Annotated in this window: 9 protein-coding genes and 1 riboswitch; of the genes, 7 read left to right on the forward strand and 2 right to left on the reverse strand. The window is 37.4% G+C overall.

Translation table 11 applies throughout. The annotated features are described in order from the left end of the window. The first annotated feature begins 23 nt into the window (after window positions 1-23). Entirely contained in the window at window positions 24-1,592 is a 1,569-nt protein-coding gene (locus tag ACFCYJ_RS16510; protein WP_376075077.1) for a PucR family transcriptional regulator, read from the forward strand. A gap of 87 nt (window positions 1,593-1,679) precedes the next feature. Here the strand turns inward: ACFCYJ_RS16510 and ACFCYJ_RS16515 are convergent, their stop codons facing one another. Both ACFCYJ_RS16515 and ACFCYJ_RS16520 read right to left on the reverse strand, forming a co-directional pair. Continuing rightward, complete coding sequence (locus tag ACFCYJ_RS16515) at window positions 1,680-2,474, reverse strand: carbon-nitrogen family hydrolase (protein WP_376075079.1); 795 nt, start codon at window positions 2,472-2,474, stop codon at window positions 1,680-1,682. A 349-nt stretch (window positions 2,475-2,823) separates the two neighbouring features. Next, window positions 2,824-3,147, reverse strand: coding sequence for a hypothetical protein (locus tag ACFCYJ_RS16520; protein ID WP_376075081.1), 324 nt, complete (start codon window positions 3,145-3,147; stop codon window positions 2,824-2,826). Window positions 3,148-3,477: 330 nt separating this feature from the next. Here ACFCYJ_RS16520 and ACFCYJ_RS16525 point away from each other — a divergent pair, with 330 nt between their 5' ends. From ACFCYJ_RS16525 to ACFCYJ_RS16550, 6 genes are all read left to right on the forward strand, one after another. Beyond that, on the forward strand, window positions 3,478-4,647 hold the full coding sequence (locus ACFCYJ_RS16525) for a pyridoxal phosphate-dependent aminotransferase (RefSeq protein ID WP_376075083.1): 1,170 nt from the start codon (window positions 3,478-3,480) through the stop codon (window positions 4,645-4,647). Between the two features lie 232 nt (window positions 4,648-4,879). Further along, window positions 4,880-4,985, forward strand: a riboswitch (SAM riboswitch). A gap of 88 nt (window positions 4,986-5,073) precedes the next feature. After that, window positions 5,074-5,904 (forward strand): MetQ/NlpA family ABC transporter substrate-binding protein, encoded by an 831-nt coding sequence (locus ACFCYJ_RS16530; RefSeq protein ID WP_376075085.1) that lies wholly within the window; start codon window positions 5,074-5,076, stop codon window positions 5,902-5,904. A gap of 104 nt (window positions 5,905-6,008) precedes the next feature. Beyond that, window positions 6,009-7,034 (forward strand): methionine ABC transporter ATP-binding protein, encoded by a 1,026-nt coding sequence (locus tag ACFCYJ_RS16535; protein ID WP_376075087.1) that lies wholly within the window; start codon window positions 6,009-6,011, stop codon window positions 7,032-7,034. Further along, window positions 7,027-7,698 (forward strand): methionine ABC transporter permease, encoded by a 672-nt coding sequence (locus ACFCYJ_RS16540; protein WP_376075089.1) that lies wholly within the window; start codon window positions 7,027-7,029, stop codon window positions 7,696-7,698. The genes ACFCYJ_RS16535 and ACFCYJ_RS16540 overlap by 8 nt, the downstream gene beginning before the upstream one ends. A gap of 13 nt (window positions 7,699-7,711) precedes the next feature. Next, window positions 7,712-8,872, forward strand: a complete 1,161-nt coding sequence (locus tag ACFCYJ_RS16545) for an alpha-hydroxy acid oxidase (RefSeq protein ID WP_376075091.1) — start codon at window positions 7,712-7,714, stop codon at window positions 8,870-8,872. Further along, window positions 8,869-9,006, forward strand: coding sequence for a hypothetical protein (locus ACFCYJ_RS16550; protein ID WP_376075093.1), 138 nt, complete (start codon window positions 8,869-8,871; stop codon window positions 9,004-9,006). The genes ACFCYJ_RS16545 and ACFCYJ_RS16550 overlap by 4 nt, the downstream gene beginning before the upstream one ends. Window positions 9,007-9,512: the final 506 nt, after the last annotated feature.

Below are 9,512 nucleotides of genomic sequence, written 5' to 3' on the forward strand. Positions count from 1 at the left end.
AAGTTAAAAGGAAGGGGGATAAAATGAGTCAATTTAAGCTTCAAGTGAAGGATGTATTAGAAAACACATACTTCCAAAGTGCGGAGGTCGTAGCTGGTGAAGAAGGATTATTACGCATTGTAAAGTGGGCCCATGTCATTGAAATTATACAAGTAGATAATTTTCTAGCTGGTGATGAATTAGTTTTAACAACAGGGATAAGCCTTCAGCACAGCATAGAGAACTTTATCTTTTTCGTAAAATCCTTAATCCAAAAAAATTGCGCGGCATTGTGCATTGAATACGGGACTTCCATACAGACCATCCCGGAAGTAATTGTAGCCCTTGCTAACCGTCACAGCTTCCCTATTATCGTTTTTCATGACACGGTTCCTTTCGTCCGTATTACACAAGATTTACATAGTCAAATTATGAATCAACAATATTTAATGATCTCTACTTTAGAATCCTACTCTCAAACATTAAATAAAAATGCTCTATTAGGGCAAACCGCAGAAGAAATTTTACAAAATATGTATCATGAATTGAAGACACAAATTATCTTTTCTATTAAAGGTCGAGAGCCTATCTTTTTTCCAAAGATGCCGCATCATAAGCGCCAACAACTAGTAACGATGAAAAAATCAGCACCCGTATTTAAAAATGAACCAATCTTTATTTTTGACCAGCATTATGCAGATTTAACGCTCTATAGAGAGGATGGTCTATTCTCAGAGTTCGAATTACTTATTTTAGACCGTACAGCTACTGCCCTGGCACAGTTGTTAATGAGAGAATTTTATATCGAAGAGAAAAGGGACATTGAGGATGCCTCTATTTTAGCGGATTGGATCGATCAAAAACTATCGAAAGAGGAAATTTATAAATTTATCGTCACCTATCATTCTAATTATAAGCTTTCTAGCGGGGCTGTTTTTATTTTAGCAACTCCTAATGCAGTCTCTAAGGTACAAGAGGATATTGTCTACAGTAAGCTCTACTATCGAAATCTTTTTGAGCAAAATGGATTTATACCATTTTTATGTGAAAGAAAAAGTTATGTCATTTTTATTTTACTCCATACGAAAGATAGTAAATCGAGTCGCGAATTATTAAATACATTAGTTTCTTCCGTTCAGAAAACTGATTTTTATAAAAAACAAATGGTTCAAGGGTATCAAATAGCCATTGGCAAAGTCGTTGCAGACGTAGAGGAAATACCGAAGAGCTATCAAACTGCACTCGAAACATTGTATATTTGCAGTAAAGTACAAACAACATCTTATTTTTATGATGATTTACATCTGTATCACCTCATCTATAAATTACAGATGCAAGTAAATTTACAGGAAGTGATTCAAGATTATTTGCAGCCCGTTATTGAATACGACAAAAAATATAACAGTAAGCTATTAGAAACCTTGCAAGTATACTTACAAACGAACGGCTCCAAACAACAAACTGCCAACCAACTGTTCATCGTCCGCCAAACGCTCTACCATCGTTTAAAAAAGCTTGAAAGTCTCTTAGGGGAAAATTTCATGAAGGGGCATAATCGGATTACGCTTGAATTTATGTTGCTTGCTAATTCTTTAATTGAGGATAAAAACTAAAATACTTTGCTTTTGCGGGGTTTATCGGTGGTGTTGATTGGTTAGCACGCTCAAGGTTGCTTTGTTCCTTGAGCGTGCTATCAGATTTTAATTTTCGGTAACTACTCCGCTATATAATCCTGGTCTGCGGTCGTCATAAACTGGAATTCTGCCTCGTACTTCATCGACAATCGAGAAGTCCACGTCAATGACAGCGACTTCTTCATCCTCTGCGCCAACCCAAAGCACTTCGCCCCATGGTTGAATAATCATTGATTGACCATTGAAGTTTTCTACCTTTCTAGAAATACGATTAACAGCGATCACAAAGCATTGATTTTCAATGGCACGTGCTTGCAACAATGTTTTCCAATGGTCGATACGTGGTGTCGGCCATTGCGCCGGTACAAACAATACCTTTGCTCCCTCTAAGGCGTGAGCACGTAGCCATTCTGGGAAGCGAATATCATAGCAAATCACGCCTGCAGCCTCGATATCACCTAGGGCAAAGCGATTCATTTCATCGCCCGCTTCTAAATATAAATGCTCGTCCATCAAACGGAAAAGATGTGCCTTGTTATATTCACCTACTAACTCACCATTGTTATCAAACGTATACATCGTGTTGTAAAATTTATCGCCCTTCTTCGTTGAAACAGAGCCACCAACAATATGTACGCCAAGCTCTTTCGCTAAACCTGATAAAAATGCTTTCGAACGTTCTCCATCCACATCTGCAAGCTCTGGTAATTTTTCAAGTGCATAGCCTGAATTCCACATTTCCGGTAGTACAATAATTTCTGCACCTTGTTTTGCCGCTTCACGAATTTTGTCCTCAGCGCGAGCAAAATTTTCTTCTACTTTGCCAAAGCCTACGTTTAATTGAATACAACCGATTTTCATTGTTATTCCTCCTCTAGACAATTAGTAAAAAAAGTAATACCTTTTAGATTTAATGTACAAACAACTTTCAACACTTACAAAAGCGTTTGTTTCACTGCATTTATGCTTTTGTGAATTTCATTATACTACATTTAAAAGTAGTCTAATTTAGATTTCTTCAGTCGCTTGGTCACTTTTGGGTCTCCTGAAGTCGCCTATTTTTCACTGTGGACCATCCATAAAAAGGTGGTCTTTCTTCTAATAAAAACAACAATTAAGACCACCCATCATGGAGTGGCCTTTTCATGATATATTCAACCAAAGTTCTCGTTAGTTCAAGAAGACTATTAATTAGTAGTTTTCATTTATGTCATAAATATTCTAGACTGGTTTTAGGTATAATAGATTGGGTACTAGTTTTAATCTTAGATATGATTTGCTCTCTTGGACCATTTAACCACTCAGAATTACTATAAAATTTTCGTTGTGAGTTCTCCAAATGTTTACTATTTTCATATTCCCTTATTAAATAATACGAATCAGGGTTATGTAAAGATTGACCATAACTAATAACTTTCATTTTTTCTTTTTCGTGAAGAGGAATACTTTGTTCTACCATTATTTTGTGAAATTCATTTCCAGTACCTTCTTCTAATTTGTATAATAAAATTTCTAATATGGCTTCCGTATTCATAATCTACCTTCCCCTTTTTTAAAAAATATAAGTGGATAAAATCCATTTCAAGAAAAAGTCTATGCGGTCATTTGATCAACGCCTTATTCACTTCTATCACATGATTACACCATACTTTCCTTAATGTGTTTTTTTATAAATTATCAAACTATATTACAAAACTACATCTGTGTACGACCAACACTTTCCTTAAGCCGGTTATAAAACGGTACTGGTCGTTCTCTATTCGCTGTTTCTTTTATATGATGGCTATAGACATTTAGTAAAAAAAGTAATACTATTTGCTTCATATCTTTAATAATTATTATATTCTGAAAAAGGTGAACATGGATGGAATTCTCAAAAAAACTACAGCAACTTCCAACTCAATTTTTTGCAGCACTTGTGCAAAAAGTAAACACTGCTCTAGCTGAAGGGCGTGATGTTATTAATCTTGGTCAAGGTAATCCTGACCAACCCACTCCTTCACACATTATTAAAGCATTACAGGAGGCAGCAGAAAATCCTCAAAATCATAAATACTCTCCATTTCGTGGCATAGCAGAATTACGCCAAGCAGCAGCAAACTTCTACAAACGTGAATACAATGTTGACATTGATCCTGAAACAGAAGTAGCTATTCTCGGTGGTACGAAAATCGGTCTTGTTGAGTTACCGTTAGCCGTTTTAAACCCCGGGGATACAATGCTGTTACCCGATCCAGGGTATCCAGATTACTTATCTGGTGTCGTATTAGGCGATGTTAATTTTGAAGTCATGCCGCTTTTTGCAGAAAATAATTTCCTGCCCGATTATAATGCTTTATCCGATGAAGTAAAAGAAATGGCGAAGCTGCTTTACTTGAATTACCCGAATAACCCAACTGGTGGTACTGCAACACTTGAATTTTTTGAGGAAACAGTACGCTTTGCAAAAGAGCACAACATTATCGTAGCACATGATTTTGCCTATGGGGCGATTGGATTTGACGGCAATAAACCTATCAGTTTCCTGCAAGCTGACGGTGCAAAAGATGTCGGTATCGAAATGTATACATTATCCAAAACGTATAATATGGCAGGCTGGCGCATTGGTTTTGCAGTTGGTAACCCTGATATTGTTGCAGCCATTAACCTTATTCAAGATCATCTATTTTGTAGTCAATTCCCCGCTGTGCAACAAGCAGCAGCGGTTGCCCTTACAGCATCTCAGGATTGCGCGGATGAGCTAAGAGCGACTTATGAGCGGCGACGAAATATTCTTATCGAAGAAGCACAGCGAATTGGTTGGCACGTAACCGCACCGAAGGGTTCTTTCTTTGCATGGCTCCCTGTTCCATTAGGTTATACGAGCGAGCAGTTTGCTGATGTATTGCTCGACAAAGCTGATATCGCAGTAGCGGCAGGTAATGGCTTTGGTGAATATGGCGAAGGCTATGTGCGGGTCGGTTTACTTGTTAGTGAAGAACGCTTACGTGAAGCAATCAGTAGAGTTGAAAAATTAAACCTATTTAGCTCATGAACATATCCCCATACCTAAGTAGACTCTATCGAAAAACTGTTCCATTAGCTCAAACTTGCTATAAGAACAGTTTTTCATTTCCTATCTTTTTTAGTTGCCCTACCCCTTCTTCTAGCGGACTCTTTTTCGACTAAATAGTATAGCAAAATAAAATATTTTAAAAATTCAATTGACTTACTATATCCTATAATCTATATTAGGTATATCGGATTTACAAAAAAATAATATAAATCTCTTATCAAGAGTAGCTGAGGGACTGGCCCTATGAAGCTCGGCAACCTCCTTTTTTTAAGGAAGGTGCTAAATCCTGCAAACGATCATCGTTTGATAGATAAGAGAGGACGTTTTTTCATGAGCCTCTCTTAGTTTATAAGAGAGTTTTTTTTATTTTTAACTACCGATAAAACAACTTTGGAGGTATGTCTCATGAAAAAGAAAAACAAATTTTTATTAGGTTTAGCAAGTCTCACATTAGTAGCAGCATTAGTAGGCTGCGGTACTAAAGAAGATAAAGGTAGTCAAGGTAAGGCTATTAATGAAAATAAAATTGTAGTAGGTGTGACTTCTGGTCCACACGAACAAATTGCAGAGGTTGTTGCAAAAGTTGCCAAAGAAAATGGCTTAGAGGTTGAACTAAAAACTTTCTCTGATTATGTTTTACCAAATACATCGTTAGCCGAGGGTGATCTTGATGTAAATAGTTATCAACACAAGCCATTCCTCGATGCATTTAACAAAGATCACAAAACAGATTTAGTGCCAGTAGGAAAAACAATTTTAAATCCTATGGGCATATACTCTGAGAAATATAAATCATTCGATGAGGTTCCTGATGGTGCAACATTCGGGTTACCAAATGATCCAACGAACGGGGCTCGTGCTCTATTTGTCCTTCAAGAGGCAGGCATCATTAAATTAAAAGAAGGTGCAGACTTAACAGCATCTATTCGCGATGTCGAAGAAAACAAAAGGAATTTTAAATTCATTGAATTAGAAGCTGCACAAATTCCGAAGCAGCTTAGTGAAGTAGATGTAGCAGCTATTAATACGAACTTCGCTCTTGATGCTGGCATTAATCCTAAAAAAGATTCAATCCTTTTAGAGTCTACTGACTCTCCTTATGTGAATTACATTGCAGTCCGTGCTGAAAACGAAGACGACCCAACAATCAAAAAATTCGTTGAAGCTTATCAATCTGATGAAGTACGCAAATTTATTGAAGAAGAATTCAAAGGTTCTGTTATTCCGGGCTGGTAATTGACGATTAAGGACCTTTCATACAATCGAGAATCTGCGAGACTCCTACGGAAAACTAGCAGATTCTTGCTTTATAGAAGGGCTTAGAAAGGAGATATCACAGTATGATTCAATTAGAAAATATCACAAAAGAATTTAAAACTAAAAAAGATATCGTCAAAGCAGTAGATGGTATTAACTTGCATGTCAAAAAAGGTGAAATCCATGGAGTTATTGGCTACAGTGGTGCAGGAAAAAGTACTCTTATTCGCTGTGTTAATTTATTAGAGCGTCCAACAACAGGAAAAGTATTGATCGACAATGTAGATATTACTTCCCTTTCTCTAAACGACCTTCGCAAAACACGTCAAAAAATCGGGATGATCTTCCAGCATTTTAATCTCTTGAAAACAGCGACTGTTTACAACAATATCGCGGTACCATTAAAGCTTCTAGGCTATAACGACTCTGAAGTGAAAAACCGCGTTGCAAAATATGCAGAAATTGTTGGCCTAACAGAGAAATTAGATAGCTACCCTAGCCAGCTTTCTGGGGGGCAAAAGCAACGTGTCGCTATTGCACGTGCCCTTGCTCAAGAGCCTGAGATTTTGCTCAGTGATGAAGCGACAAGTGCTCTCGATCCTGAAACAACTGACGCCATTCTTGAGCTTCTCTTGAAAATTAATCGTGAGCTGGGCATCACTATTTTACTCATTACACATGAAATGAATGTTATTCAAAAAATTTGCGATGATGTATCCGTTCTTGAATCAGGGACAGTTGTGGAATATGGCTCTGCTATAGAGCTATTTTCGAAGCCTCAGCATCCAACGACACGAAAATTTTTAAATACCATTTCTCAACGTAATTTATCGCCTTCCCTTATCGAGCAATTAAATGTTTCGGGAAGAGTTATTCGTTTAACATTCCTTGGCGAAAGTACAGGGAAACCTTTACTTGCAGAAGTGAGCAAAGTTTATGATGTACAACCAAATATTTTAACAGCCAATATCATTGAATTAAAAAACGGCATTGTCGGTAATATTGTCGTGCATCTACACGGTGAGGCATATATCGTAGAAAAAGCACTTACGTATTTTACAGAAAATGGGGTATCTGTTGAGGAATTAGGAGGCGAATTAAATGAATAGCATTCAAAGTTTCTTTGCAGACTGGTCAGATGTTATTGGAAAATCGATTATCGAAACCTTCCAAATGGTCGGGATTTCATTATTCTTTTCTATTTTAATTGGGATCCCTTTAGGGCTTTTAATCGTTTTAACTCGCCCGGGGCAATCATTTGAAAATAAATTTCTCTATCAATTTTTCAATTTATTTATTAATATGATTCGCTCGGTACCATTCATTATTTTACTATTCTTCATTTTACCGTTCACAAAGATCATCGTTGGCACAACGATTGGTGTAAAAGGTGTTATTGTGCCGCTTGTTGTTTATACAGCGCCTTATATTGCAAGACTTATGGAAACAGCACTTTTGGAAGTTGATCCAGGGGTTGTGGAAGCTTATACAGCAATGGGTATTAAACGTCGTCACATCATTTGGAATGTCTTACTACGTGAGGCTCGCCCATCCATTATTTTAGGCTTAACAATTGCCACAATCGGTCTGATTGGAGCAACAGCAATGGCAGGTATGGTTGGTGCTGGCGGTTTAGGTGATCTTGCATATCGTTACGGTCATTTACGCTATGAGGTCGATGTGATGTATGCGACAGTGTTTATCTTAATCATCCTTGTTCAGATTATTCAATCAATAGGTAATCGCTTCGCTGCGAAACTAAAGAAAGATTAATAGGAGGATTACGATGACAAAGACGACACACAGCGATCTACTGTTAAAAAATATAAATGCACAAGCCCCCTTCCCTATTTGCTTTGCAGATTTAGAAAAGGCAGTCGCAGAAAAAATGGAAGCTGGTCCGTTTGGCTATATCCGTTCAGGTGCTGGGGGTGAGCAAACATTACGAAATAACCGCGCAGCCTTTGAAAAATACTCTATTATTCCACGCTTTTTACAGGATGTTTCAAGTATTGATACATCGATTGAGCTGTTCGGAAAAGTACATCCAACGCCATTCTTATTTGCTCCTGTTGGCATGAACAAAATGGCGCATGACGAAGGTGAGCTTGCCGTGGCACGTGCAGCGGATCAGTTAAAAATTCCTTATATTCAAAGTACAGTTTCAAGCTATGCACTTGAGGATGTGGCACAAACAGCTCCCACTGCTACTAAATGGTTTCAATTATATTGGTCAACAAATGAGGAAATTGCCTATAGTATGGCCGCTCGAGCCGAGGCTGCTGGTTTTGAGGCTATTGTTTTAACTGTAGATACAGTCATGCTTGGCTGGCGTGAAGAAGATGTTCGCAATCAGTTTTCGCCATTAAAGCTTGGATATGCACGAGGAAACTATATGAATGACCCCGTTTTTACCGCTTCCTTACCAGATGATTCATTTGAGTCATATGTACAGGGCGTGTTGCAAAATATTTTCCACCCGACATTAAATTGGGAAAATGTACGTGAATTAAAGCGCCGTTCTAATCTCCCTATTTTACTGAAGGGGATCTTACATCCTGAAGACGCAAAACTAGCTATAGAAAACGGCATTGACGGTATTATCGTATCAAACCATGGTGGTCGCCAACTGGATGGCGTAATTGGTTCACTTGATGCTCTTCCTGACATTGTGAAAGCTGTAAAAGGACGAATTCCTGTTATTTTAGATAGCGGTGTGTATCGTGGTATGGATGCTCTTAAGGCACTCGCTTTAGGAGCAGATGCTGTTGCCATTGGTCGTCCCTTCCTCTACGGACTTGCATTAGAAGGACAGCAAGGAGTCGAAAAAGTAATGACGAATTTATATGATGAATTAAAAGTCTCTATCGCTTTAGCGGGGGCAATATCTATAAAGGGACTACGTGATATCACATTGGTGAAAGAAGATGGAGTCGATAGTAAATGAAACAAGTAGTTAGAACCAAAACATTTGTAGCTGACGCTTTGCTTTCGCTACATAAAACATTTGTAGCTGACGCTTTGCTTTCGCTACCAAAACATTTACTGAAAGAAGTAAAAAATGATATCGCTGTTATTTGAGTAAGAGCAGCTTTAAAAACATTTCTTAGAAACAAATACAAAAAGACCAGGATCTCAGCAATAAAGTGAGCCCTGGTCTTTTCGCGAAAGTGAATCTTACTAATCATTTTTGCTCTTAGTTTTAGATTCTATTAATTAGTACGATTAAGTCTAATAAAAGTTACAGTAATTATTAAAAAAATATATTTTTTATTTAAAGGGTTGAAAAGTAATGCCTAAACTTATGTTTTTAGACGCCGTCAATTAGGGCTTTTAAGTGGGGTTGAGAGATTTATCGGAATAAATTTGTGTTTTATCGGAACAATTTTGAGATTTGTCGGAATAATTTCAGATTTTATCGGAATGTTTCATCATTTTATCGGAACATTTATAAAATTCACTTTAATGCTAATGTTAAAAAGGGCTACCTCACTATAATATGTACCCTTTGTAAAGGACATTTTAAAAAAGGTTAGGCAACTTTCTGAAGCTGCTGTCTGTATTTTGCAGGCGGCAGCTTATTTAAA

Origin of the sequence: Lysinibacillus sp. NPDC056232 (assembly GCF_042267565.1) — a bacterium.
Taxonomy (GTDB): domain Bacteria; phylum Bacillota; class Bacilli; order Bacillales_A; family Planococcaceae; genus Lysinibacillus.

What these genes read in the sequence shown, in the direction of transcription:
- ACFCYJ_RS16510 (WP_376075077.1), top strand. Translation starts at nt 24, where the DNA reads ATGAGTCAATTTAAGCTTCAAGTGAAGGATGTATTAGAAAACACATAC.
- ACFCYJ_RS16515 (WP_376075079.1), bottom strand. Translation starts at nt 2,474, where the DNA reads ATGAAAATCGGTTGTATTCAATTAAACGTAGGCTTTGGCAAAGTAGAA.
- ACFCYJ_RS16520 (WP_376075081.1), bottom strand. Translation starts at nt 3,147, where the DNA reads ATGAATACGGAAGCCATATTAGAAATTTTATTATACAAATTAGAAGAA.
- ACFCYJ_RS16525 (WP_376075083.1), top strand. Translation starts at nt 3,478, where the DNA reads ATGGAATTCTCAAAAAAACTACAGCAACTTCCAACTCAATTTTTTGCA.
- ACFCYJ_RS16530 (WP_376075085.1), top strand. Translation starts at nt 5,074, where the DNA reads ATGAAAAAGAAAAACAAATTTTTATTAGGTTTAGCAAGTCTCACATTA.
- ACFCYJ_RS16535 (WP_376075087.1), top strand. Translation starts at nt 6,009, where the DNA reads ATGATTCAATTAGAAAATATCACAAAAGAATTTAAAACTAAAAAAGAT.
- ACFCYJ_RS16540 (WP_376075089.1), top strand. Translation starts at nt 7,027, where the DNA reads ATGAATAGCATTCAAAGTTTCTTTGCAGACTGGTCAGATGTTATTGGA.
- ACFCYJ_RS16545 (WP_376075091.1), top strand. Translation starts at nt 7,712, where the DNA reads ATGACAAAGACGACACACAGCGATCTACTGTTAAAAAATATAAATGCA.
- ACFCYJ_RS16550 (WP_376075093.1), top strand. Translation starts at nt 8,869, where the DNA reads ATGAAACAAGTAGTTAGAACCAAAACATTTGTAGCTGACGCTTTGCTT.